The sequence below is a fragment of the Acinetobacter terrestris genome, from assembly GCF_004331155.1.
GTDB lineage: Bacteria > Pseudomonadota > Gammaproteobacteria > Pseudomonadales > Moraxellaceae > Acinetobacter > Acinetobacter terrestris.
The window spans coordinates 63032-87509 of sequence record NZ_SJNZ01000014.1; the positions used below are offsets into that span (position 1 = coordinate 63032).

20 protein-coding genes are annotated in these 24478 nt (G+C 42.7%); 15 read left to right on the forward strand and 5 right to left on the reverse strand.

Going from position 1 to position 24478, the window contains the following annotated elements:
* Positions 1-146 precede the first annotated feature (146 nt).
* The 3 genes from E0H81_RS09490 to E0H81_RS09500 all read left to right on the forward strand — a co-directional run bounded on the left by E0H81_RS09490 (position 147) and on the right by E0H81_RS09500 (position 4565).
* Positions 147-647: a Dps family protein gene (locus tag E0H81_RS09490; RefSeq protein WP_131318441.1), complete on the forward strand. Its 501-nt coding sequence runs from the start codon at positions 147-149 to the stop codon at positions 645-647.
* 321 nt (positions 648-968) lie between these two features.
* Entirely contained in the window at positions 969-2669 is a 1701-nt protein-coding gene (locus E0H81_RS09495) for an NAD-dependent malic enzyme (protein ID WP_131318443.1), read from the forward strand.
* Between the two features lie 330 nt (positions 2670-2999).
* On the forward strand, positions 3000-4565 hold the full coding sequence (locus E0H81_RS09500; RefSeq protein WP_131318445.1) for a sensor domain-containing diguanylate cyclase: 1566 nt from the start codon (positions 3000-3002) through the stop codon (positions 4563-4565).
* A gap of 21 nt (positions 4566-4586) precedes the next feature.
* Here E0H81_RS09500 and E0H81_RS09505 read toward each other — a convergent pair whose 3' ends face one another.
* The gene (locus E0H81_RS09505) at positions 4587-7154 is read right to left on the reverse strand and encodes a bifunctional diguanylate cyclase/phosphodiesterase (protein ID WP_131318447.1); all 2568 of its coding nucleotides are present in this window, start codon (positions 7152-7154) and stop codon (positions 4587-4589) included.
* Positions 7155-7996: 842 nt separating this feature from the next.
* Between E0H81_RS09505 and E0H81_RS09510 the strand changes: the two genes are divergently transcribed.
* The 8 genes from E0H81_RS09510 (at position 7997) to E0H81_RS09545 (ending at position 16170) form a co-directional block, all read left to right on the forward strand.
* Positions 7997-8554, forward strand: coding sequence for a lipocalin family protein (locus E0H81_RS09510; RefSeq protein WP_131318449.1), 558 nt, complete (start codon positions 7997-7999; stop codon positions 8552-8554).
* A gap of 128 nt (positions 8555-8682) precedes the next feature.
* Positions 8683-9666, forward strand: coding sequence for an acyl-CoA desaturase (locus E0H81_RS09515; RefSeq protein WP_131318450.1), 984 nt, complete (start codon positions 8683-8685; stop codon positions 9664-9666).
* Positions 9663-10931: an NAD(P)/FAD-dependent oxidoreductase gene (locus E0H81_RS09520; RefSeq protein WP_131318452.1), complete on the forward strand. Its 1269-nt coding sequence runs from the start codon at positions 9663-9665 to the stop codon at positions 10929-10931. Before E0H81_RS09515 ends, E0H81_RS09520 begins: the two co-directional genes overlap by 4 nt.
* 19 nt (positions 10932-10950) lie before the next feature.
* The gene (locus tag E0H81_RS09525; protein WP_131318454.1) at positions 10951-11736 is read left to right on the forward strand and encodes a DUF1365 domain-containing protein; all 786 of its coding nucleotides are present in this window, start codon (positions 10951-10953) and stop codon (positions 11734-11736) included.
* Positions 11737-11739: 3 nt separating this feature from the next.
* Positions 11740-12939 carry an SAM-dependent methyltransferase gene (locus E0H81_RS09530; protein WP_131318456.1) on the forward strand — a complete coding sequence of 400 codons (1200 nt, stop codon included), beginning with the start codon at positions 11740-11742 and terminating at the stop codon, positions 12937-12939.
* A 34-nt stretch (positions 12940-12973) separates the two neighbouring features.
* Entirely contained in the window at positions 12974-13753 is a 780-nt protein-coding gene (locus E0H81_RS09535; RefSeq protein WP_131318511.1) for a DUF1295 domain-containing protein, read from the forward strand.
* Between the two features lie 8 nt (positions 13754-13761).
* The gene (locus E0H81_RS09540) at positions 13762-14811 is read left to right on the forward strand and encodes an SAM-dependent methyltransferase (RefSeq protein WP_067723709.1); all 1050 of its coding nucleotides are present in this window, start codon (positions 13762-13764) and stop codon (positions 14809-14811) included.
* 30 nt (positions 14812-14841) lie between these two features.
* Entirely contained in the window at positions 14842-16170 is a 1329-nt protein-coding gene (locus E0H81_RS09545) for a sensor histidine kinase (RefSeq protein ID WP_131318458.1), read from the forward strand.
* Between the two features lie 14 nt (positions 16171-16184).
* Here the strand turns inward: E0H81_RS09545 and E0H81_RS09550 are convergent, their stop codons facing one another.
* The 4 genes from E0H81_RS09550 to E0H81_RS09565 all read right to left on the reverse strand — a co-directional run bounded on the left by E0H81_RS09550 (position 16185) and on the right by E0H81_RS09565 (position 18932).
* Positions 16185-16871 (reverse strand): response regulator transcription factor, encoded by a 687-nt coding sequence (locus E0H81_RS09550; RefSeq protein ID WP_131318460.1) that lies wholly within the window; start codon positions 16869-16871, stop codon positions 16185-16187.
* Between the two features lie 18 nt (positions 16872-16889).
* Positions 16890-17390: a chalcone isomerase family protein gene (locus E0H81_RS09555; protein WP_131269412.1), complete on the reverse strand. Its 501-nt coding sequence runs from the start codon at positions 17388-17390 to the stop codon at positions 16890-16892.
* The gene (locus E0H81_RS09560) at positions 17360-17932 is read right to left on the reverse strand and encodes a nuclear transport factor 2 family protein (RefSeq protein ID WP_131318463.1); all 573 of its coding nucleotides are present in this window, start codon (positions 17930-17932) and stop codon (positions 17360-17362) included. Before E0H81_RS09560 ends, E0H81_RS09555 begins: the two co-directional genes overlap by 31 nt.
* A gap of 115 nt (positions 17933-18047) precedes the next feature.
* On the reverse strand, positions 18048-18932 hold the full coding sequence (locus tag E0H81_RS09565) for a LysR family transcriptional regulator (RefSeq protein WP_131318465.1): 885 nt from the start codon (positions 18930-18932) through the stop codon (positions 18048-18050).
* Between the two features lie 176 nt (positions 18933-19108).
* On the opposite strand from E0H81_RS09565, the gene E0H81_RS09570 reads away from it, so the two are divergent.
* The 4 genes from E0H81_RS09570 (at position 19109) to E0H81_RS09585 (ending at position 24466) form a co-directional block, all read left to right on the forward strand.
* Positions 19109-20638 carry a CoA-acylating methylmalonate-semialdehyde dehydrogenase gene (locus E0H81_RS09570; RefSeq protein WP_131318467.1) on the forward strand — a complete coding sequence of 510 codons (1530 nt, stop codon included), beginning with the start codon at positions 19109-19111 and terminating at the stop codon, positions 20636-20638.
* 11 nt (positions 20639-20649) lie between these two features.
* Positions 20650-21540 (forward strand): 3-hydroxyisobutyrate dehydrogenase, encoded by an 891-nt coding sequence (mmsB, locus tag E0H81_RS09575; RefSeq protein WP_131318469.1) that lies wholly within the window; start codon positions 20650-20652, stop codon positions 21538-21540.
* An 86-nt stretch (positions 21541-21626) separates the two neighbouring features.
* Complete coding sequence (locus E0H81_RS09580; protein WP_131318471.1) at positions 21627-23279, forward strand: AMP-binding protein; 1653 nt, start codon at positions 21627-21629, stop codon at positions 23277-23279.
* Positions 23280-23338: 59 nt separating this feature from the next.
* The gene (locus E0H81_RS09585; RefSeq protein ID WP_131318473.1) at positions 23339-24466 is read left to right on the forward strand and encodes an acyl-CoA dehydrogenase family protein; all 1128 of its coding nucleotides are present in this window, start codon (positions 23339-23341) and stop codon (positions 24464-24466) included.
* Positions 24467-24478: the final 12 nt, after the last annotated feature.

Sequence of the window (24478 nt, forward strand, 5' to 3'; positions counted from 1 at the left end):
GGGATAGCATGGTCGTAAAGGTTTTAAAAAATGGATACTCAGAAGTGTGGTCACAGCTGTACTTTGCTCAACGGAATTGCCAGTGATGGTCATAAAATCTTAATGTCTATATAACATGTATACTTAAAATATCAGGAGTCTAAAAAATGGCGAGTTCTAAAAAAGAATCTCAAACAATGAAAATTGATATTGGCATTTCTCATAGTGATCGTGCCAAAATTGTTGAAGGTTTATCCAAACTATTAGCGGATAGCTATACCTTATATTTGATGACCCATAACTTTCATTGGAACGTGACTGGGCCACAATTCAATAGCTTACATAACATGTTTATGACTCAATATACGGAGCAATGGAATGCCCTGGATATCATTGCTGAGCGAATTCGTGCTTTAGGCTTTCCTGCTCCTGGAACCTATAAACAATTTGTAAAATTAACCGCAATTAAAGAAGTAGAAGGTATTCCTAAAGCCGATGAAATGATCAGCCTGCTGGTTAATGCACATGAAACTGTGGCACGCACTGCTCGAAGTCTCTTTTCCACCGTGGATGAAGTTAATGACCAGCCAACAGCTGATCTGATCACACAAAGACTTGAAGTCCATGAAAAAACAGCCTGGATGTTAAGAAGCCTTTTAGAAGAGTAAGCAGCAAGAATTTGTCTCGCCATTTTTTATACACATGGCGAGACAGGTTATGCCTGATTTAAGAAAAAATTAAGCTTTTATTCACCTATCACTGCTGAGACTGGCGTAAATATCAGCCAAGTGTAAAAAATAGCGGACAGTGAGTGTGGTTTTCCGATTGAATCTTGCGTGTTGGCTTTTTTATTCACAGATAAAATCAGTTACGAATTGCTATCACGCTTATAAATATCCAATTGTCAGTAAATAGGGCTAAGCTAGACGTTGCTCAGAGGGGAGCGTTTTTTTGCATCCCATCGACAATAGGTCAAAATGAGATTGGAAATGACAACGAAGAATTTGGATCAAAAGCAACCTTTATATACTCCTTATGCCGGTACCACCCTTTTAGAACTGCCCTTGTTAAATAAGGGTTCTGCATTTACTGAACAAGAACGTAGTCACTTCAATTTGCACGGCCTTATTCCGCATGCAATTGAAAGCATTGAGGAGCAGAGCCAGCGTTCCTATCAACAATATTGTGCTTTTAATGATGCCATCAATAAGCACATTTACCTGCGCAATATTCAAGATACCAATGAAACTTTGTTTTATCATTTAATTGAACATCATTTAAGTGAAATGATGCCGATCATTTATACCCCTACCGTAGGAGAAGCCTGTCAGCGTTTTTCCGATATTTATCGCCGCCATCGCGGGATTTTTATCTCCTACCCAGACCGGGCGTATATTGATGATATTTTACAAAATGTGAATAAAAAAAATGTCAAAGTCATTGTGATTACCGATGGTGAACGCATTTTAGGTTTGGGTGACCAAGGCATTGGCGGGATGGGCATTCCGATTGGAAAACTGTCTTTATACACTGCCTGTGGCGGCATAAGTCCTGCTTATACCTTACCGATTACTCTAGATGTCGGGACCAATAATCAGCAGTTGCTGAACGATCCTATTTATATGGGCTGGAATCAGCCACGCATTAGTGGAGATGAATATTATGAATTTGTTGACCATGTGATTGCAGCGATTCAGCGTCGTTGGCCAAAAGCGCTGATTCAGTTTGAAGACTTTGCCCAAAAAAATGCCATGCCTTTGTTGAGTAAATACCGCAATCAAATTTGCTGTTTTAATGATGATATTCAAGGCACCGCTGCGGTATCCGTAGGTAGCTTAATTGCTGCTTCGCATGCTGCAGGCAAGCAACTGAAAGATCAGACGGTGGCTTTTTTGGGTGCAGGTTCAGCCGGTTGTGGGATCGCGGAACAAATCGTGGCACAAATGGTGACTGAAGGCTTAAGTGATGAACAGGCACGTACGCGTGTTTATATGGTAGACCGTTTTGGACTGATCACTGAAAATCAGCCGAATTTGCTTGATTTCCAACGCAGGCTCGCGCAAAAACCTGAAAACGTGGCGCATTGGGGTAATGCGGATGAGATCATTTCTTTATTGGATGTGGTACAAAACGCCAAACCCACAGTGTTGATCGGTGTATCGGGTCAATCAGGTTTATTTACTGAAGAAATCATTAAAACGCTGGCGGCCAATTGTGAACGTCCGATTGTTTTGCCATTATCGAATCCAACTTCACAAGTTGAAGCCGTGCCAGCAGATATTTTGCAATGGACCGAAGGCAGGGCACTGATCGCGACCGGCAGTCCATTTGCGCCTGTGAATTATCAGGGCAAGATTTACAACATCTCGCAATGTAATAACTCTTATATCTTTCCGGGTATTGGTTTGGGAGTGATTGCCTCGGGTGCAACTCGGGTAACTGACAGTATGCTGATCGCATCGAGCAATACCCTGGCAGCATGCTCACCGATGTTACGACATCCGGAAGCCGATCTATTGCCAGATTTGAATGAAATCCAGCAGGTCTCTAAAACGATTGCATTTAAAGTGGCCAAAGCAGCCATGGAAGCCGGTGTTGCTCCGCTAATCAATGATGAGCTGTTAACGCAAGCCATTGAAGCAAATTTCTGGAAGCCAAGCTATCGTGATTATAAGCGTGTGACATTCTAATCCTACCTAAATATGGCGCTATGATTATGTAGATGAGTCACTTTTAATCTTAAACCGAGTTAGACACATAGCTCGGTTTTTTAAATCAAGGATCATTGTTCAGTTGCTGTAGATAGCATGATGTGTATAGATTGCAAGGAGATCAGGGATTAAAGTAGAAAAGTTTAGAGCAGCTAAATCCACGTTATCTTTAATTATCTTAAAAAATACTTTTATATTCTTGTGATTAAAAATATAAAGTTTCCAGTTTATTACAAAGCAATTTATTAATTTGTTTGGTGAATATGTTATAAATTGTAAACTTAGTCACAGTTTTGTGAGATTGCATTTTTGAAACGGTTTCTTTTGTCCCTTAAATTAAATCTTCGTAAATTGATTCTGATTTCGACCATTATCAGTGTTTCGTGCTTATTTATTGTGTCTGTATTTATTCTCAATTATGTGATTAAAGAGCAACTGATCCAGAACTCGCTTTCTGTTAATGCCAAATATGCTTCAAAGGTTGCCACCAGCGCAGATCAGCATTTCGATGATATGCTCAAAGAGTTAAAATATAGTGCTGATTTATTAGGACAGGATTTTTCTAATCGTCAATTAACTGAGGAAGAAGTCAAGCGTCTTAAAAATCAATCCAGCAAATTTAATAGTTTATTAATTGTGGATAAGCAAAAAAGAATTGTCTCTTTTGAACCGAAAAGCCTGAACCTGAATACCCAGATTTTATATAAAACAGAAGGGATTTCTGAGTCCTTAAAGCATAAAACCACCTATATTTCTGCGCCTTATTGGTCGGTGAAACATAATCTGGTGGTACTCCTGTCTCAACCTATTTATGACCAGAATAAAAATTATCAGGGCATGATTGGCGGCTCGATTTATTTACAAAAGAATAATCTGATTCAGCGGATGCTCTCCACCGAGTATGATTTTAAAAAAAGTTATATGTATGTGATTGATCCCAATAATCGCATTATTTTTCATCCTGATCCGAGCAGAATTGGAGAAAAAATTCTCAATAATAATCGTCTGGACTATATGGTGAGCACACAGACGGGGAGTGTCCGCCTGATCAATAGTCGTGGTGTGGAAAATCTGGCAGGTTTTGCCTATATTCCGAGTATGAATTGGATCGTGGTCTCCCAGCAACCAACGCAAGAGTTGTTAAAACAGGCCAATGTGATTCTTTTAAAAGTTTCAGTCGGGATGTTTATTTTTTATTTCTTTATATTCTTTATTGTCTGGAGAATGTCGCGCTTTATTTCTTCCCCTTTAAATAGCTTGGCTAAAATGGCCAGCATGCTCAATCAGCCCGACATACAAGATAAAATCAAACAGATTGATCCATGGTATTTTGAAGTATTAAAATTTAGAACCTCTTTACTGCTCAGTTCACGGACATTCAGTGAAAAGATTACCGAGCTGCATCAACATGTGAATACTGATCCACTCACAGGTTTATATAATCGTCGTGGGATGAACATTTTCTTAAAAGAGTTAGTCAAACTAAACAGAGATTTTGCTGTCCTTGCCATTGATATCGATTTTTTTAAAAACGTCAATGATAGCTATGGTCATGATCAGGGCGATGAAATTTTAAAGATACTAGCAAGTTTTATGAAAAGTAATTTCAGAGACGAAGACATTTGTTGCCGTTATGGTGGAGAAGAGTTCATTGTATTAATGACGACTTCCGATTTTAAAGTGGCCTATAATGCGGCAGAACGCTTAAGAAAGACCATGGAAGCAAGCAATATCAATTCTATTGGCCCGATTACCATATCTGTTGGAATTGCATTCTGGCCTCACAATTCAGATGAAGTGAAGGAAGTGTTTAAAATGGCGGATAACAAGCTTTATGAAGCTAAAAATAGAGGACGCAACTGTGTTCGTCATTAGAGAGCGGATCTATATTTATTTTCATAATAATTCTACCTGTTCATAACTCAGTTTGAGCTCCGCAAGGGAAGCAGGTCTAGCAAAATAGTAGCCTTGAAAATAATCACATTGATATTTTCTGAGAAACTGAGCTTGAGCTTGAGTTTCTATGCCTTCCGCAACCACTTGTAATCCCAGTTTATGGGCCATGACAATAATGGCTGCAACAATAGCACCATCTTTTTCATTTTCAGGTAAATGTTCAATAAAACCGCGATCAAGTTTTATCTCATCAATAGGTAAAGTCCGTAGATAGCTCAGACTGGAGTAGCCTGTTCCAAAGTCATCTACAGACACTTTGACACCTAAATCACGCACAGCATTTAAAATTTCTGAAGAACGATCAGCACCCGCAATTAACATGGTTTCAGTGACTTCAATTTTTAACAATTCAGGTGGCAATTGCGTATCTGCAAGCGTTTTTTGCAAGTCATGCAGAAAGCCTGTGCGTCTAAATTGTAAAGGAGAAAGATTGACTGCCACACTGAGTGTAGCCGCATGTTTCTTATTCCATTCCACAATATCTTGACAAGCTTGTTGTAAAACCCACTGGCCAATCACTACAATTTGACCAGTTCTTTCAGCAAACGGGATAAAGTCTGCTGGAGAGATCAAACCTCTTTGTGGATGCTGCCAACGGATTAAGGCTTCTACACTTTTTAATTGGCCTGAGTCAGCATCAATAACCGGTTGATAAACTAGCTTAAACTGTTTTTCTTCGAGGGCGAGCATTAATTCATGGCGCATATGCACGTAATCAATTTTTGGGGTGCGGGTTGCATTAAAAGCATACCAATGCCAGGTATTTCCACCTTCTTTTTTTGCTTCACTCATGGCATGTATCGCATGATGCAGCAATTGTTTAGACTTCTCTATCTGAGGGTCATTATCTGCAATGCCGATACTGGCACTAATATGGATTTTATGATTATCAATATCAAATGGAACAGATAAACTTTTTAATATTCGCTCTGCAATAACAGCAACCTCTTTTAAGTCATGACATTTATTCAGAAGTATGGCAAATTCATCTCCTGAAAAATGAGACACCACATCCTCTTCTTGAATGACCTGACGCAGGCGATTTGCTACTGCACTCAGGAGTTGGTCACCAATGAGGTGCCCCAAGCTTTGATTTAAAGGTTGGAAGTCATCCAAATCTATATACATGACAATTAAGGATTGATGACTCTCATGTTGTATGCAAAATGCGACGTCGAGTGTTTCTTCAAAGGTATGATGATTAATTAATCCAGTTAAATTATCGTGGGTTTGCTGACGCTCTATATATTCGCTATTTGCCCGTTGTTGAGTGATATCTTGCTGAATTCCAATAAAATGTGTGCAAAAGTTTTTGTCATCAAAAACCGGTCCTAAGATCAGTTGATTCCAGAACCAGCTACCATCTTTGCGATAATTTTTTAAGACCACCTGAATTTCTTGCTGTTCTTTAATCGCATTTTGTATTTTATTAACCGTTTCGGGTTCTGTATCAGGACCTTGCAGAAAACGACAATTCTGGCCTATCACTTCTTCTTTCGTATAACCGGTCAGGCTTTCAAAAGCAGGGTTCACATATTCAATGGCTTGGTTCTGGGTGGCATTGGCCAATACGATGCCATGAGGATTAGCATCGACACTACGTTTAAGCAGGCGTAGCATTTCTTCAGTTTCACGCCGATCTGTAATATCTCGAGCGATACCGAATACGCCAACCACCTGTTCAGCTTGTTTAATCGGTAAATAAGTGACATCTAACCAGTGACATTCCCCCAAGGCATTCAGTGCTTGGATTTCGAGGTGCTGACCATTGCCTTTCACCGCTTTTTCAAAAGCAGTTTGAGCTATGGATTGAGATTCAGCACAAATAAATTTCGAGAAATGTAAGCCTAGGGTCTGTTCAAGACTAAATTTAGAGAGGTCTTTAGAGGCAAGGTTAACGTCAATAATGATGCCTTCTAGATTATGTTCAAAAATTGCATCTGGATGGTAAGTGAAAAAGGACCGGTATTTATCATTAAGAGCCAGTCTTTGTTGTCGTTCTGCATGAAGATCCATGCTTAATGCAACTAAAGAGGCTGCATGACGAATTAACTTAATATGAGTATCATTGGGACATTTAGGAGAACGATAATATGTGCCAAAGGTACCATACAGTTTTCCTTGCACATTAATAATAGGCGTAGACCAACACGCATTTAGATTTTCTTCTTGAATCAGGTTTTTGAGAAATTCCCAGTTCTTATCAATCGCTAAATTTTCACAAATAATGAGTTTACGATGAAAAGCGGCTGCTCCACACGCACCTACATTTGGCCCTATTTTTAGATCAGTGATCGCTTCTTTATATCGATTAGAAAAATGCTCTGTACCGCTGATCAAATTTAATGTTTGTTCAGTTTCTGAATACAACATGATGGATACCATGGAGTTCGGTATCCGAGCTTCTAACCATTCACTGACAGTATGAAAGATGACTGTTAAGTCGGCATGCTGCCCAATTAAATTAAAAATCGATTGAGTATCTAAATAATTCGCTGTTTGACTCATATCACCTCCCATTCTTGAGTTGTATTGCGCATTTTTGATAGATTCTCAACTGAAATTTATTAAATTTTAGATCTAAATATTGATTACTAGTCTCACTTAAACAATATAACAAAAATGTGATAATTCTCACATATAATTATCTACAAGTTTTATAGATATGAGACTTAAAATTAGACAATTGCATACATCATGTAATAGCTCTCAATTGAGATGAATAATCTCAATTAAGAATGATTCGTGATGCGAGGGTTAGTGAGGGTTCTATCATCTTACCTAAATAATAATATTTATAATAATCAACTGGATAGATGGTATTAAAGTGAGTGATGATATATTAAATAAATACTTATAAAATATGTAGATATCATTAAAATTTTTATTTCGTGAAAAATATACCCTCACTAAAAAAGCCTACCAACATTCGCATGTGGTAAGCATTTGCCGTAATAAGTTCGGCTAGAGAGGGCTATACAAATATCTTATTGTGGTTTTTGCCACATTTTCGGCACACTTTAATCACATTACCTTTACCGTCTTGTTCATACTCATAAGCATGTAAACAGAACCACTCTTTTAAAAATGAAAGCATTGAATTCTCCCTTTAATCCCAGCGAATTTAAAGGAATTAGCGCTTTATTGAGTAAGCGACTAACGCACTAGTCCAATGAGAATAATAATGATGTCCAGGTGAATTTTTTGTGAAACTAAAGGCAAGAATCTATTTAGATATTGCATAAAAACAACTTGGTTTTTTTAAGATCTCAATTTTATTTAATTTTTCACAGTTTGTTCACATGCCTTTAGTGTATTTTTGAAGAATTGAATACCTAACAGGTCATAAAATGAAAAGCTTGCTCAAACCTCTTTTAGCTACTGGCTTAATGGCATTCGCTAGTCTAGGTTTTTCTCTCACTGTTCAAGCAGAATCCATAAAACCCAAAGCAGTAGAAAGTATTGATGTTCATCAATATGCGGGGAAATGGTATGAAATTGCGCACTTACCTATGTATTTCCAACGCAACTGTGTGAGTGCCACGTCAGCGCAATATACGGTCAATCCCGATCAAACGATTGGGGTCTTAAATAGCTGCCGGACTGAAACAGGAAAAATCATCGCTTCACAAGGGCTAGCTTATCCTCAAAATAAGGGAATGAGTGAACTGAAGGTGAGTTTTCTTCCAGCCGGTTTGAGATGGTTGCCGTTCACTAAAGGCGATTATTGGGTGTTAAGAGTGGATCCTGAGTATCAGGTTGCGCTCATCGGTGGACCGACTCATAAATACTTATGGATTTTATCTAAAAATTCTCATTTGGATGAAGCGACTTATCAATCTTATTTAGAAACAGCGCGTCAGTATGGATATGATCTGTCAAATTTAATCAAAACACCACAACAGTAAGGGCTCACTTCATACTGAGCTAATCTGGGTTGCCTCAGTAGAGAATAGGAAATGAGCTTCACATAAATTTCATATCGCATTTCCTAGAATGAAAAATATAAATAAATATTCAATATCCGGAAGAAACAATGTTTAAATTTTTTCTACGCTGGATGGATAGCTGGTCGGGTGATGCGAATACTCCAACAGGGCAACCCGTCAGGCATGCTAAAGACATCCAAATTCAATGGGTGCGAATCTTGCCATTTATTTTATTGCATATTGCCTGTCTGGCAGTATTTTGGGTCGGTGTGTCGTGGTTTGCAGTGGTGTTTATGCTGTTTTTTTATCTGCTCAGGATGTTTGCAATTACGGCATTTTTTCACCGTTACTTATCTCATAAAACCTTTCAGACTTCGCGGCTTGTTCAGTTTATTTTTATCTTGATAGGCACCATGAGTGCTCAGCGCGGTCCTTTGTGGTGGGCGGCCCATCATCGTTACCACCATCGCTTTACCGATACCGAGCAAGATCCGCATTCATCTACCCATGGTTTTTGGTATAGCCACGTTGGATGGTTTCTGAATGAGCAAAATTTTAGTACCCGTAAAGCAGTGATTAAAGATTGGCTTAAGTATCCTGAACTGATCTGGTTAGATCGTTTCAGTCTTCCGGTGGTCTTAACAACAGCCGTTGGAATCTATGCTTTAGGGGAGTGGCTGGCTGTCGCATATCCAGTATTGGCTACCACTGGACCCCAGCTTTTGGTCTGGGGCTTTGTGATTTCAACCGCATTACTAATTCATGCCACATTGTGTATCAATTCCTTGGCCCACCTATATGGTTCACGGGATTTTGAAACCCCAGATCATAGTCGTAACAATCTATTCCTTTCGATTATTACCTTGGGTGAGGGTTGGCACAACAATCATCATTATTATGCAGGCAGTGCCCGCCAGGGCTTTTATTGGTGGCAAATTGACGTGACTTATTATCTGCTGAAACTCATGTCGTGGTTTGGGTTGGTGTGGGGATTAAAACCGATTCCTGAACGGGTATATACAGCAAGCATCCGGACAGCATCAAAAATTAAAATCAGTTCAAATAAAGTTGAACATGGGGAAGGTTCATGAAAATTGCCATTATTGGGTCTGGCATTTCAGGTTTGTATGCTGCATGGAAACTTTCGGGGCAGCATCAAGTTACTGTATTTGAGAAGAATATATACTTTGGTGGTCATACTGATACCCATCAGTTTCAGATTGAGGGGCAGCAAGTTGCCGTAGATAGTGGCTTTATTGTATTTAATGACTTTAATTATCCGTTATTTAGTGAAATGTTGGCTCAACTTGGGGTGGAAGCCCAAAGCAGTGACATGGGGTTTTCAGTCAATAATCTGGTTACTGGGCTGCAATATAATCCGTCTCAGAAATGGTCTTTATTGACCCGTCCACAAAACTTTTTCAATAAAAAGTTCCGCCGCATGCTTTCTGACTTGCTGCGTTTTTATAGTGATAATAAAGATCTATCTGTGGCTGATTATGACCCTGAACTTAGCATTGAAGCTTATTTGAATCAAAATGATTACTCGGAAGAATTTCGTCAAGAACACCTCTATCCGATGTGTGGTGCCTTATGGTCGAGTCCGGTCGATCAGATCGGTAAAATTCCATATAAGTTTGTGATCAGTTTTTTTCAGCATCACCGGATGCTGCAGCTAAAAGAACGCCCACAATGGCAAACGGTCAAAGGTGGCTCAGCAACCTATATCCGTGCGATTCAGCAGCAATGTCCATCGATTCAGTGGAAAAATTTGGCGGTAGATGGGGTTACCCGGCATGATAATCAGGTGTTGATTGATACTGCCGAAGGATTGCAAACCTTTGACTGGGTTATTTTTGCCAGTCATGCCGATGACAGCCTAAAACTGCTCAAAGATCCGACTGCCCTAGAGTTAGATGTGCTGAAAAATTTCAGTTATCAGGATAATCATATGGTGGTGCACCATGATGAATCCATCATGCCGAAACAACGTTCGCAGTGGGCCAGTTGGCATGTCCATGTCACACCTGATCAGAGCACATCAACACCGTCTGAGCCTGACATTCATTATGGCTTTAGCTACTGGATGAATAAGCTGCAAAATTTACCTTGCAAGACCCAAATCTTTTCTACCCTAAATCCCAATATGCCTATAAACCCAAGTCAAATCCTGGTAGAACGGCATTACCGTCATCCGGTTTTTGATGAAAAAGCCATTAAAGCACAATCGCGCTGGCAGGAGATTCAAGGACAAAATCGAAGTTCATTTTGTGGGGCCTATTGGGGCTGGGGATTCCATGAAGATGGCGCCCGCAGTGCAGCCCGTGTGGTTGAACAATTGACTCATTTGTCATGATTGGCCATGGAGCTCACAGATGTTAAATACCTCGCTTGCAATTGCAGACGTGAAAATTCGTCACAGACGCTATGCGCCAAAAGCACATGCTTTTGAGTCGAATTTAAGCTATTTATGGTTTGATCCCGATCAACTCGAGTCGATTACTGAAAAGTCATGGCTTTGGTCATCGCGGCACTGGAATGTTCTGACCTTATATCCGCATGATTTTCTCACGGCCTATCAGGGTACAGTTCGAGAAAAAGTTAAAAAAGTGCTGCTGCAATATGTCGGCACGTTATTGTTGCCCGATTGGCAGATCCGTATTCTGGCTTTACCCCGCTGTCTGGGTTTTCGCTTCAATTCGGTGGTGTTTTATTTCATTCTGAATCAAGACCATCAACCGCTCTTTATTTTAAGTGAGATTACCAACACGCCATGGAATGAACGCCAGGTCTATGTGCATGACTGCCGTGATCAGGTTCAGGTACACGGTGATTTTCAGGGCTATACCTTTGATTTTGAAAAATCCTTTCATGTATCGCCATTCATGCCGATGGATATTGATTACCGCTGGCGATTTAATTTTTCTAATCACCTTAATGTGATTCACATGCAGTTGTTTCAGCAGCAACAACTGATCTTCGATGCCAGCATGCGCTTTAGCTTAAATGCCATCACATTTCCTTCACAGCAGCATGGTTATGCTCTAATGCATAGTATTGGGCCTTTTAAGATGGTGGCTTCCATCTATTTTCAAGCCTTGCAGTTATGGTGGAAAAAAGTTCCATTTCATCGGCATCCAAACAAAGATAAGGACAGATAAGTCATGCTGAAAACATTTATTTACGGTGAGCAAGATGCATTGCCATGGGTGTTAAGACGGGTATTTAAACTGCGTCATGGTCAGATCCATTTTCATGGGGTATGGACCGGTACAGTCGGTGAGCCTTCTGACTTAAATGTAGATATTCATGTGCATAATGCTGAATTAATTGACCTGATTATCAAAAATGGTGTTTTAGGTGCAGCGGAAGGTTATATTCGCGGCGATTGGAGTAGTGATGACTTAGTTCAGCTGATTCAACTCCTGGCACGCAACCGTGATGTATTAGATAAAATTAATCAAAACATTATCGTGCAAGCCAGTCAGGTCGCGCTGAAAAGCTGGTACAAGACCCGCCAAAACACGCTGAAAGGCAGTCGTAAAAATATTGCAGAGCATTACGACCTCAGTAATGACTTTTTTAAACTGTTCCTTGATTCTTCCATGATGTATTCCAGTGCAGTATTTAAAGATACGCACACCAGTCTGGAACAGGCCTCTGATGATAAAAAAGAACTGATCTGTCAGAAATTACAGCTGAAACCGCTCGATCATCTGGTCGAAATTGGCAGTGGCTGGGGTGGTTTTGCCATTTATGCGGCACAGCATTATGGCTGTCAGGTCACCACCATTACCATTTCTCAGGCCCAGTATGATGAAGCCGTTAAACGTATTGAGGCTGCCGGTTTAAGTCACCGTATTGATGTACAGCTTAAAGACTACCGTCTGCTGGATGGCAAGTTCGATAAATTGGTTTCGATTGAAATGATTGAGGCGGTCGGTGAACAATATCTTCCGACCTATTTTGAAAAATGCCGGGCCTTGCTTAAGCCACATGGTTTGGCACTGATTCAGGCCATTACCATTGAAGACGCGCGCTATAAAAAAGCACTGCATACCGTGGACTATATTAAACGCTATATTTTTCCGGGCAGTTTTATTCCCTGCATCAGTGTTTTAACGCAAAGTGCCTCTGAACAGAAGTTACGTTTGAAGCAGCTGGATGATATCGGTCAAAGTTATGCCCAAACCCTGCATCACTGGCGTGAACGGTTTTTAGCGGCTCAGGGTCAGGTCAAGGCATTGGGTTTTGATGACAACTTTATTCGGATGTGGGACTTCTATTTATGTTATTGCGAAGGCGGCTTTAAAGAAGGCGTGATTAGTGACGTGCATATGCTGTTTGAAGTCAGTCCTTATTAAGTTGGCTTAACCCACAGAACTAGGAGACAAGATGATGCTATGGAACTTATTCTTGCTGAATGTATTGATCATGTTGTGCTGCTGGGTGGTTGCTATATTTAATAAACGTGCCGGTATTGTCGATGTGGCCTGGAGTTTTTGTATTGGGTTAAATGTGCTGTTAAGTGCGGTATTGATTGAAACTGCACCTGACTGGCTTCGTGTTTTTATCGGTGTATTGAGTGGCTTCTGGTTCTTACGTCTTTTTTGGCATTTGCTGCGGCGTTATCAGTCAGAACAGCAGGAAGACCGCCGCTATGCCAATATGCGACGCGCCATGGGCAAGTTTCAACATCTTGGCTTTTTGGCTTTTTTCATCTTTCAGGCAGGTTTAGCGATTCTTTTTTTCCTGCCGATGTGGCTGCTGTTAAATACCCCTGCAGAACAGTGGGGAAGTGAGAGCATGATTTTGCTGGTTGTCTCTGCATTGATTATGGTTATCGCATTGATGGGTGAAACAGTCGCTGATCAGCAATTGTATAAATTTAAACTCAATCCTGAAAATCATGGCAAAACCATGGACCAAGGCTTGTGGAGATATTCGCGCCATCCCAATTATTTCTTTGAATGGTTGCACTGGTTTGCTTATCCCATCTTAGGTTTGGCTGTGGGTTTATATGGGTTATGGATTTATCCCGTGCTGATGTGGCTGTTTTTATATTACATCACCGGGATTCCGTTTAACGAGCAACAAGCCCTGAAAAATCGTGGACAAAATTATCGCGATTATCAACAACGAACATCTATGTTTATTTTGTGGAAACCCAAAAAGTAGGTACTCCCATGGATTTTATCATTCATAAGTCATTAAAATTAGTTGAAAGTGGACTGATTCCAGATCAGGCCATTCGCGCTGCAATCCGGGCACTGAGTAAAAAAAGGCTGATTCAGGAAGGGCGTTATGATCCTGAACAGGCGGCTCAGCGTTATATGGATGTGCTGAATTTGCTGAAAAACAGTGAAATTGCCGTGGCTACAGACAAAGCCAACGAGCAACACTATGAATTACCGACCGAGTTTTTTCAGGCGGTACTGGGCAAGCGTTTGAAATATAGCGCCTGTTATTTTCCCAGTGAACAAACAACGCTGGATGAAGCAGAAGAAAATGCCCTACACATTTATGCAGAGCGTGCCCAGTTAAAAGATGGTCAGCACATACTTGAGTTAGGTTGTGGCTGGGGATCTTTAACCTTGTGGATGGCAGAGCATTATCCCAATGCAAAAATTACCGCGGTATCTAATTCCGCGACACAGCGCCAGCATATTATGTCTCAGGCACATGCGCGTGGGCTCACCAATCTGAATGTGATGACCTGTGATGTGAATGTACTTGAACTTGAACCTGCTTCTTTTGACAGGGTGGTTTCGGTGGAAATGTTCGAGCATGTGCGTAATTATCAGCGCCTGTTTGAAAAAATTCAGGGCTGGTTAAAAGCCGATGGTTTACTGTGGTGTCATATTTTCTGCCATCGTTTTTTACATTATCCTTTTGAAATCCAGTCCGAATATGACTGGATGTCGAAGTATTTCTTTACCGGCGGTCTTATGCCTTCGGCCTCTACCTTCCTGCACTTTCAGCAGCATCTCGAGCTGAGTCAGCACTGGCAATGGTCAGGTGTACAATATCAAAGAACAGCAAATGCATGGCTAGACAATATGGATCGCCAGCAGGCTGAACTGAAGCCTTTATTTCAGCAGGTCTATGGCAAAGATGCAGATGCCTGGTGGCAACGCTGGCGCATTTTCTTTATGGCTTGTGCTGAACTGTTTGGTTTCGAGCAGGGGCAGGAATGGGTGATTGGTCACTTCCTGTTTAAAAAGAAAGGCGTATAATTTCCTCAGCTTTATCATAGCGGTCAGTTTATGTTGAAACCCGATTCAAATACTACCGGCACACACCCATTAAGCAAGGTGTTCAACCGATATTACTGGTTGCAGATTGCACTAATCGCCCTGTCTGTGGTGATTGGTCTAGCCTGTAGTGCATGGGTGATCAAAGGTTCACTGCTGAAAACTGCACTTGAACAGGAAATGGATCATTACTGGACCCGGGTAGAACGTAATCCCAAAGCCGACTTGCCCGATACCAAAAACCTGTATGGTTATCGCTGGACAACAGAAACTCCGCCAGTCCGCTTTCAGTCCATGCAGCTTGAGGACGGTGTGCATCGTATTTTCATTGATGGCAAGGAGCGCATGACGGTTTATGGCGAGCGCAATGGTCAGCATGTGTTACTGGTGTTTGGGGAAAGCAATGTCAATAAGCTGATCTGGTTGTTTGGTCTGGCTCCGCTGATGTTCAGCTTATTTGTACTGTATAGCTTTCTACTCTGGTCCAATCGCCGTGCAAAACGTTATTTTTCTCCGATTACCCGACTGGCGAATGCACTGGAGCATATTGACTGGGCACATCAGAATAAACAGCTTTCGCCTTTTCTGGGCATTCATACCAATGGCAACATGGAAGCAGAATACCTCAAACAGGCACTGGAAAAATATCATCAGGTCCTGAATGAGTTTATACAACGTGAACGTGAGTTTACTGGAGATGTGAGTCATGAGCTGCGTACTCCACTCACCATTTTAAAGGGTAATGTACAGCTTTGTCAGACGCGTTATGGACATGATAAGGCATTGATACGCTTAAACAATACCATTGAAGACATGCAACTGCTGGTTGACACACTACTGGCGATTGCACGTAATAAAACTAATGATTTAAGCACTGAACTATGTATGTTGTCTGAAATCATTGAAGATTTAGTCACAGATTTAGATCCAGTCAGTGCAAGTAAAGGCATGAGCATTGAAGTGCAAGATGAGGTCGGAGAACAACCGCGTTTGCTGTATCCTTCAATGACCAAAATGGTACTGAGCAATATTTTACGTAATGCACTGAACTATTCTCAAGGATCAGAAATTCATATTATTCAGCAAAAAAATAAGATCGTGATTGCAGACAATGGCATTGGCATTAGCTTACCCAATAATGTCAAGGTACAAGCCTTGAATGACTCGCAACTCTCTCTCACCGCCAAGGGGCATGGTATAGGCTTACAGCTGGTTCAAAAACTATGCAAACAATTGGCATGGCGAGTGGAGTTATTTGACCGACAGTATTATTTAAGTACCCATAGCGAGCTCAATCTGGCAGATACAACGGGACTGATTGTGGTGGTGTATTTACATTAAGCTGCGTTGTCATTTTAACTTTCAAGGGCAATTTTTAAACCCACTCCAGACACGGTATGAATCAGTTTTTGCGCAAAAGGTTTGTCAATGACTTTACGCAAATTATAAATATGACTGCGTAAAGCATCGCTTTCCGGCTCTTCATCGCCCCACAGTTCCATCATGATTTCCTGCTTGCTAATGACTTTGGGAGAATGGCGCATGAGAATTTTAAGCAATTTAAATTGAATCGGCGGTAGGTCAAGAGTCAGACCGGCACGACTGACTGTTTGAGTTGAACTGTCCAGAATCAAATCGTGAATCTGTAGTTTACTGTTAGATACCTCACCTAATGAGCGTTTAATCAGGGCACGAATCCGCATCACCAATTCATTAAAATCAAACGGCTTCACCAGATAATCATCGGTTCCGGAGGCAAAGCCTTTGAGCTTGTCATCCAAAGTGTCGCGAGCGGTAAGCATTAGTACCGGTAAATCCAGATCCTGCTCATGACGCAGCCAATCGCATAAATCATAGCCTGAACCATCGGGCAAATTAATGTCCAGTAATAATAGGTTATAATGCTGATTTTTTAATAAATGACGTGCAGCATCTAGAGTCCGTGCATGATCAATGATATAGCCGTGTTCTTCTAGAAATTCGCATATCGTTGCTGCTAATTCAAAGTGATCCTCAACCATGAGGATAAAGTGATTGCCCATAAGTCGATGATTAAACCTTTAATTTAATAATTGCTGCTTTAATTTAGCATTAAAAGGCGTCGCACCAAACCAAATATTAAAATATTGATTTATTTGAGTATCACTCACTTTCCCAAGGACTTTCTGGTTCAGTAATAACGTCATTTTTTGTGCAGTATGTTGGTAATTTAGACGATATAAATCGCCTTTTTTGACAGGTTTGTACCATTGGGTAATCTGGTTTAGTGCCATGTTTGGGTTATAGCCTGCAACGTTCTTTTTCAGAAAATGAGTAGCTGCCCGTTTAAATGCCCATTCGGGAATATCATAACTATAGGCAAAATCCAGTTGAATACTTTGAGTGTCCCAGGCTTTTTCACAGTTTTCAGCAAAATAGCTGACCTGTCCCACATTTTTTGTCGTAACGATCAAAGGCGCTGTATTACATTTTTTTAATGTTGCAGCACCCGCTGGTACATTAACAGCTAGGATGGCCGTAGCCATCAGAGTTAAAGCGATTTTTTGAAGGGTAAGATCCATCCGTATGCTCCGCCGACCAGGGGTAGTGAACGATAAAGACCATTTGCAGGATCCCAAAAATCTTGTTGGAAAATAATCTGATTTGCCGGATTTATTTTAATTTCACTTATACCATAAGAATCCATGGTTTTAGTGCGACCAAACATCTTAAAGTCATAGGCCATTTGCCAGTGAATGTAGGCAGAATCCTGATGATGTGTAGCACTGATCAGTTTGACGCTGACATTACTTACCCGATTATTCATGCCTTGAAAATGTTGCACCAAATCTTTTTTTTGAGAAAATTGTGAGAGGGTATCGTTAATAAATAATTGATCTGCATATAAATTACTGGCTTGTTCCACGAAGGCAGGAGTGCCTAAGGTATTAAATGCAGCAACAAAACGAGTGCCGATATCTAAAGCTTGTTGATCTGTTAAATTCATACCCTGAATTTTATGATCTGCCTGAGTATAGTCACTGCTATAACTTGGAACGGTTTTGCAGGCGGCTAGACTGACGAGCGCCAAGGTCGAGACCAACAGTGTTTTTATAACCTTCATCACAATACTCCTTCCTTTTTATTTAATTTAAAAGAAGAGATGTGAAGGGCACGTGAACAGCTTATATATTTATCCGTTGGAGCGTAAAACTTCACCCTTTAGGTCGGGGAGGATGTCAACTCCCCATTAACAGATCTTGCTGAATATCCGCCTGTTTACGCAAAAAATCCCATACCAACTTAATTCTTGGTTCATGCTGTAAGTCAACTAAAGTGAGCATCCAAAAAGTATGTGCAAAATTCACCTGTTCACTGAGCACCTCTTCTAGTTCGGGTTTATCGTGGGCGATAAATCGCGGCAAAATTGCCAGTCCGGCACCCGCACTGACGGCAATTTGCTGCGCCAGAATACTGTTACTGCGAAAACAGGCAGTCAATTGCAGCGGCAAGCGTTCCAGCGAATACAGTGCTGAGCTATAGACCAGATCATCAATATAATCGACAAAACGGTGCTGAGTTAAATCTTCTACACGATTAATTTTGGGGTTTTGTTGTAAGTAGTTTTTACTGCCATACAGCTTTAAACAGTAATTTGACAGACGGGTAATGATATAGGGGCCAGATTTGGGCCGGTCGATTGAGATCACAATATCTGCTTCACGATGTGACAATTTAATCGTTTTCGGCACGGGAATAAGGTCGATGGTTAAGGAGGGATAATGCTGAGAAAACTCGGCCAATAACCGGGCTAAAAAAGCCGTTCCAAAGCCTTCTGGTGCACCAATCCGCACCCGGCCATGTAAGGGATTCAATGGCTTATCAATTTGAATAAATGACTGTTCCATTTGTTCTACACGCGGCACCAGTGCCAGGCCTTCTGATGTCAGCTCATAACCTGTCGCTTCGCGCTTAAACAGTTGAATACCCAGGGTACTTTCCAGAGCCTGAATCCGCCGTGCCACGGTACTGTGTTCTACCCCAATCAAGCGTGCTGCATTGGTGAGTGTTTTAGCACGCGCTAAAACCAAAAAGAAACGTAAATGATCCCAATCCACTTTCATCTTCTATTTAACATCCTGTTAAATTCCTGTGCAAATTTGCACAATCATCGTGCATCATTTTCTATTGGTGGTCAAAGTGTTCTTTGTTAGTCTGCTGAAACAGCGTAAAAATAATACGCTAAATACAGCCAGTAAAGGCAGATACAACGACAATAACAAACCAGCACGGAGCGACCATGAACGCCATTCATCATCCACAGCAAAGTACCGGATTCACCACTGCAAAACTCCTTATTAATGGTGAATTTGTCGAATCAAAAACCAGTCATTGGCAAGATATTGTCAATCCTGCCACTCAGGAAGTTTTGGGTCAGGTGCCATTTGCGACCGCAGAAGAAGTCAATGCTGCCATTGCTGCCGCACAAAATGCCTTTGCCAGCTGGCGCCAGACCCCGATTCAGGCACGTATGCGGATTATGCTGAAGCTGCAGGACCTGATTCGTACTAACCTAAAAAGTATTGCCCAAGTATTAACGGCGGAACAGGGCAAAACCCTGGCCGATGCCGAAGGTGATATTCAACGTGGTCTGGAAGTGGTGGAACATGCCTGTTCTATCGGTTCACTACAAATGGGCGAGTATATTGAAGGGGTGGCACGTGGTGTCGATACCTATACCTTGCAGCAACCACTGGGTGTTTGTGCGGGAATTACGCCGTTTAACTTCCCGGCAATGATTCCACTGTGGATGTTCCCGATGGCGATTGTCTGCGGCAATACCTTTGTCTTAAAACCTTCGGAACAGGATCCGCTATCGACAATGATGCTGGTTGAACTGGCGATTCAGGCAGGCGTACCTGCAGGGGTACTGAATGTAGTACATGGCGGTAAAGAAGTGGTCGATCTACTGTGTACCCATCGCGACATCAAGGCCATTTCCTTTGTCGGTTCGACAGCGGTCGGTACGCATGTATATAACCTGGCGGGACAACATGGCAAACGTGTACAGTCGATGATGGGGGCCAAAAACCATGTTGTGGTGATGCCAGATGCCAATAAGGAGCAGACCTTGAATGCTTTGGTCGGTGCAGCCTTTGGTGCAGCAGGCCAGCGTTGTATGGCGCTTTCAGTGGCGGTGATGGTCGGTGATACCAAGCACTGGGTTGATGAACTGGTTAATAAAACCAAAACTTTGAAAGTCAATGCAGGCCATGAACCGAATACCGATGTTGGACCGGTGATTTCAACCCGTGCCAAAGCTCGTGTAATCGATCTGATTAACAGTGGCGTTGAACAAGGTGCTGAACTGCTGCTGGATGGCCGTGATGTACAGGTTTTAGGTTATGAAAAAGGCAATTTTGTCGGACCAACGATTTTTAATCAGGTCACCACCGATATGCGTATTTACAAGGAAGAAGTATTTGGTCCGGTACTGGCGATCATGCATGTCGACACTTTAGAGCAAGCAATTGAGCTGATTAATGCCAATCCATTTGGCAATGGCGTTGGACTCTTTACCCAAAATGGCCACACTGCACGTACATTCCAGAACCAGATTGATATCGGTCAGGTCGGCATTAACATTCCAATTCCTGTACCTGTGCCTTTCTTCAGCTTTACCGGTTCACGCGGTTCAAAGCTCGGCGATTTAGGTCCTTATGGCAAGCAGGCGGTACAGTTCTATACCCAGACCAAAACCATTACCAGCCGCTGGTTTGAAGATAACCAGGAAACCACAGGTGTCAATACTACGATCAGTTTGCGTTAAGGAGCATGAGCATGAAGATTGCATTTATTGGTTTAGGCAACATGGGCGGCTCTATGGCGCAAAACCTGCTCAAGTCGGGCCATCAGGTGTTTGGTTATGACTTAAGTGCAGTGGCGTTGCAGCATTTTGCTGAAGCGGGCGGTGTGGTCTGCGACAGTCCGCAAGCCGCCGCGAAGCAGGCGGATATCGTGGTCAGCATGTTGCCTGCAGCCAAGCATGTCCGTGAAGTTTATCTCGGTGAACACGGTATTCTGGAGGTACTTCAAGCGGGCAGTTTGTGTATCGACAGCAGCACCATTGACCCGCAAACCATTCAGGAAGTGGCTGCAGCAGCTCAGGCCAAACAGATTCGCGTCTGTGATGCACCGGTATCAGGCGGCACTTTAGGCGCCAAAGACGGCAGCTTGACCTTTATGGTTGGCGCAGATGTCGCGACCTTTGAGGCAGTCAAACCGGTACTCAGTTGTATGGGCAAAAATCTGGTGCATTGTGGGGATGTGGGAACAGGACAGGTGGCAAAAATCTGCAATAACCTGATTCTCGGTATTTCCATGACCGCCGTTGCAGAAGGAATGGCACTCGGTGCCAAACTGGGGATTGATCCACAGGCCTTGGCCGGGGTGATCAATAGCTCAACCGGCCGTTGCTGGAGTTCTGAAATCTATAATCCGTGGCCGGATATTTGCGAAAATGCGCCGTCATCGCGAGGTTATACCGACGGTTTTGCAGCACAGCTGATGCTCAAGGATTTGGGCCTAGCCGTAGATGCAGCGCAACAGGCTGACCAGCCGATTGTACTCGGGAGCATGGTGCAGAAACTCTATCAACAGCTTTGCCAGGAAGGTAATGCCCATCTGGACTTCTCCAGCATCATGCATCAATACACCCCCCAACCTGCTTAAGAATTAAATCATCATGATGGAGCAAGGATCTGCTCCATCAAAAATACCCTGTCAGTAATAACTATAAATTCAGGCTGAGGTTTACTATGCTAAATTATCAAAAAACGGCTCAAGATTTTGATTTAAATACGGTTACAAGTCAGCTTTTATCCGGGTCAGCGCAGGCGGTGAATGCCTGTTATGAATGTTGTGACCGCCATGCCGATTCCGATGCCATTGCCTTGTACTGGTATGGCAAAGATGGCCGCAAAGAACAGTATAGCTTTCGTGAGCTGAAAAAATATTCCAGCCAGTTTGCCAACTTTTTAAAATCTCAGGGAATCCGCAAAGGCGACCGGGTCTCGGGATTATTACCGCGTACCCCAGAGCTGATCATTACTATTTTAGCCATCTGGCGGATTGGTGCGGTGTACCAACCTTTATTTACCGCCTTTGGTCCCAAAGCTATCGAGCACCGTATTCAGCTAGCGCAAAGCAAACTGGTGGTGACCGATTTGGCCAATCGGGATAAATTATCCGAGATTAGTCACTGTCCGGCCATTGTAACGGTACATGCCGAAACACAGGCCGAAGCTTATCCGCACGATCTCAGTTTCTGGACGGTGTTGAACCGCCAGGCTGAAAACTGTGAACTGGAAATGCTCAGTATGGATGAGCCATTTTTACTGATGTTCACCTCAGGCACCACTGGGCCTGCGAAACCGCTCAAAGTTGCACTCAAAGCACTGATTGCTTTTGGCGGCTATATGCAAAATGCCATCGGTCTAAGCCCTGAAGATGCGTTCTGGAATATTGCCGATCCGGGTTGGGCCTATGGCTTGTACTACGGTATTACAGGACCCTTGCTGCTCGGGCATTCCACCTTGTTTTATGAAGGGGGTTTCAATGCCGAAAGTGTCTGCGAAATCGTCAAGGAATATGGCATCACCAATCTTGCCGGTGCACCGACTGCCTACCGCATGCTGATGGCAGCAGACCCTGCGCAAATGGCGCAACTGCGCGGTAAACTGCGTGTGGTCAGCAGTGCCGGAGAACCCTTGAATCCGGAAGTGATCCGCTGGTTTAAAGAAGCCCTTGATGTATCGATTTATGACCATTATGGCCAAACCGAAGTTGGCATGGTGGTGTGTAATCATCATGCCCTGGAGCATCCGGTTCATGCGGGTTCAGCAGGCTTTGCCAGTCCAGGTTATCGAATTGCAGTCGTCGATGAACAAGGTCAGGAACTCGCTGCTGACACCCCGGGAATCTTGGCGATCGATATCAGCCAGTCCCCAATGATGTGGTTTTCCGGCTATGAAGAAAGCCGCAAATCGCCCTTTGTCGGACATTACTATTTAACCGGTGATACTGCAGAAATTCATGCCGATGGCAGTATGAGTTTTGTGGGTCGTAGTGATGATGTGATTACCACCTCTGGTTATCGGGTCGGTCCATTTGATGTGGAAAGTGCCTTGCTGGAACACGATGCCGTCATTGAAGCCGCGGTCATTGGCGTACCTGATCTGGAACGTACCGAAATCATTAAAGCTTTCGTGATTCTGGCCCATCATTCTAAAGCGACTGCTGAGCTGCAAGAAGAATTGGGGCAGTTCGTGAAAAAACGTCTGTCTGCACATGCCTATCCACGCCTGATTGAATTCGTTACTGAACTGCCAAAAACCCCGAGCGGCAAAATTCAGCGCTTCTTATTGCGTAATCAGGAAATCAACAAGCAGCAGCAAACGAAGACTGCATAACCAGCCCAAGCCACCAGATTGAATAAAAGATCGAATTAAAGAGATTGAAGGAAGAATCGATGCAATTTACGGAAGAACAACAACTGATTCAGGATATGGCAAAGAGCTTTGCCCAGGAACAGATTAAACCGCATGCCGGTGAGTGGGATCAAAAAGGCATATTCCCCAAAGATGCCTTGGCTCAAATGGGAGAATTGGGTTTTCTGGGCATGCTGATTCCGGAAGAATGGGGCGGTTCGGGTACCGGTACGCTGGCTTATGTGCTGGCTTTAGAAGAAGTGGCGGCTGCCGATGGAGCCACCTCTGCGATTATGAGCGTACACAACTCGGTCGGTTGTGTACCGATTCTCAAGTTTGGTACGGAACAGCAAAAGCAGCAATTTTTAAAGCCTTTGGCTCGAGGTGAAATGATTGGTGCTTTTGCCTTAACCGAACCGCATACCGGCTCGGATGCGGCTGCGATTAAAACCCGTGCGGTCAAGGACGGCGATCACTACATCATTAATGGTGCCAAACAGTTTATTACCTCTGGGCATAATGCCGGGATGATTATTGTTTTTGCCGTGACCGATCCAAGCGCGGGTAAAAAGGGCATGAGCGCATTTTTAATCCCGCGTGATACTCCAGGTTATGAAGTGATCCGGGTAGAAGAAAAACTCGGCCTGCATGCTTCAGATACCTGTCAGATTGCCTTAACCGATGTCCGCATTCATGAAAGTTTAAGACTCGGTGCTGAAGGTGAAGGCCTGAAAATTGCCCTGGCCAATCTGGAAGGTGGACGCATTGGTATTGCCGCACAAGCGGTGGGTTTGGCCCGTGCCGCTTTAGAAGAAGCCACCAAATATGCACATGATCGGGTGGCTTTTGGCAAACCGATTTTTGAGCAGCAGGCGATTTCTTTCAGGCTTGCCAGCATGGCCACCGAAATTGAAGCAGCACGACAACTGGTCCATTTTGCCGCACGTAAAAAGGAAGCCGGTGAAGCCTGTTTAACCGAAGCCTCCATGGCCAAGCTATTTGCTTCGGAAATGACAGAACGTGTCTGTTCCAAAGCGCTGCAGATTTTTGGCGGCTACGGTTATCTCAAAGATTTCCCGATTGAACGGATTTATCGCGATGCGCGTATTTGTCAGATTTATGAAGGCACCAGCGATATTCAGCGCCTGGTAATTGCACGCAGTTTATAATTTTAAAGGGAT

Bases quoted from the DNA above. Each gene is read 5' to 3' on its own strand.
- E0H81_RS09580 (WP_131318471.1), top strand. From the start codon at position 21,627: ATGCTAAATTATCAAAAAACGGCTCAAGATTTTGATTTAAATACGGTT.
- E0H81_RS09520 (WP_131318452.1), top strand. From the start codon at position 9,663: ATGAAAATTGCCATTATTGGGTCTGGCATTTCAGGTTTGTATGCTGCA.
- E0H81_RS09535 (WP_131318511.1), top strand. From the start codon at position 12,974: ATGCTATGGAACTTATTCTTGCTGAATGTATTGATCATGTTGTGCTGC.
- E0H81_RS09490 (WP_131318441.1), top strand. From the start codon at position 147: ATGGCGAGTTCTAAAAAAGAATCTCAAACAATGAAAATTGATATTGGC.
- E0H81_RS09570 (WP_131318467.1), top strand. From the start codon at position 19,109: ATGAACGCCATTCATCATCCACAGCAAAGTACCGGATTCACCACTGCA.
- E0H81_RS09560 (WP_131318463.1), bottom strand. From the start codon at position 17,932: ATGAAGGTTATAAAAACACTGTTGGTCTCGACCTTGGCGCTCGTCAGT.
- E0H81_RS09505 (WP_131318447.1), bottom strand. From the start codon at position 7,154: ATGAGTCAAACAGCGAATTATTTAGATACTCAATCGATTTTTAATTTA.
- E0H81_RS09495 (WP_131318443.1), top strand. From the start codon at position 969: ATGACAACGAAGAATTTGGATCAAAAGCAACCTTTATATACTCCTTAT.
- E0H81_RS09525 (WP_131318454.1), top strand. From the start codon at position 10,951: ATGTTAAATACCTCGCTTGCAATTGCAGACGTGAAAATTCGTCACAGA.
- E0H81_RS09550 (WP_131318460.1), bottom strand. From the start codon at position 16,871: ATGGGCAATCACTTTATCCTCATGGTTGAGGATCACTTTGAATTAGCA.
- E0H81_RS09545 (WP_131318458.1), top strand. From the start codon at position 14,842: ATGTTGAAACCCGATTCAAATACTACCGGCACACACCCATTAAGCAAG.
- E0H81_RS09585 (WP_131318473.1), top strand. From the start codon at position 23,339: ATGCAATTTACGGAAGAACAACAACTGATTCAGGATATGGCAAAGAGC.
- E0H81_RS09510 (WP_131318449.1), top strand. From the start codon at position 7,997: ATGAAAAGCTTGCTCAAACCTCTTTTAGCTACTGGCTTAATGGCATTC.
- E0H81_RS09530 (WP_131318456.1), top strand. From the start codon at position 11,740: ATGCTGAAAACATTTATTTACGGTGAGCAAGATGCATTGCCATGGGTG.
- mmsB (WP_131318469.1), top strand. From the start codon at position 20,650: ATGAAGATTGCATTTATTGGTTTAGGCAACATGGGCGGCTCTATGGCG.
- E0H81_RS09555 (WP_131269412.1), bottom strand. From the start codon at position 17,390: ATGGATCTTACCCTTCAAAAAATCGCTTTAACTCTGATGGCTACGGCC.
- E0H81_RS09565 (WP_131318465.1), bottom strand. From the start codon at position 18,932: ATGAAAGTGGATTGGGATCATTTACGTTTCTTTTTGGTTTTAGCGCGT.
- E0H81_RS09540 (WP_067723709.1), top strand. From the start codon at position 13,762: ATGGATTTTATCATTCATAAGTCATTAAAATTAGTTGAAAGTGGACTG.
- E0H81_RS09515 (WP_131318450.1), top strand. From the start codon at position 8,683: ATGTTTAAATTTTTTCTACGCTGGATGGATAGCTGGTCGGGTGATGCG.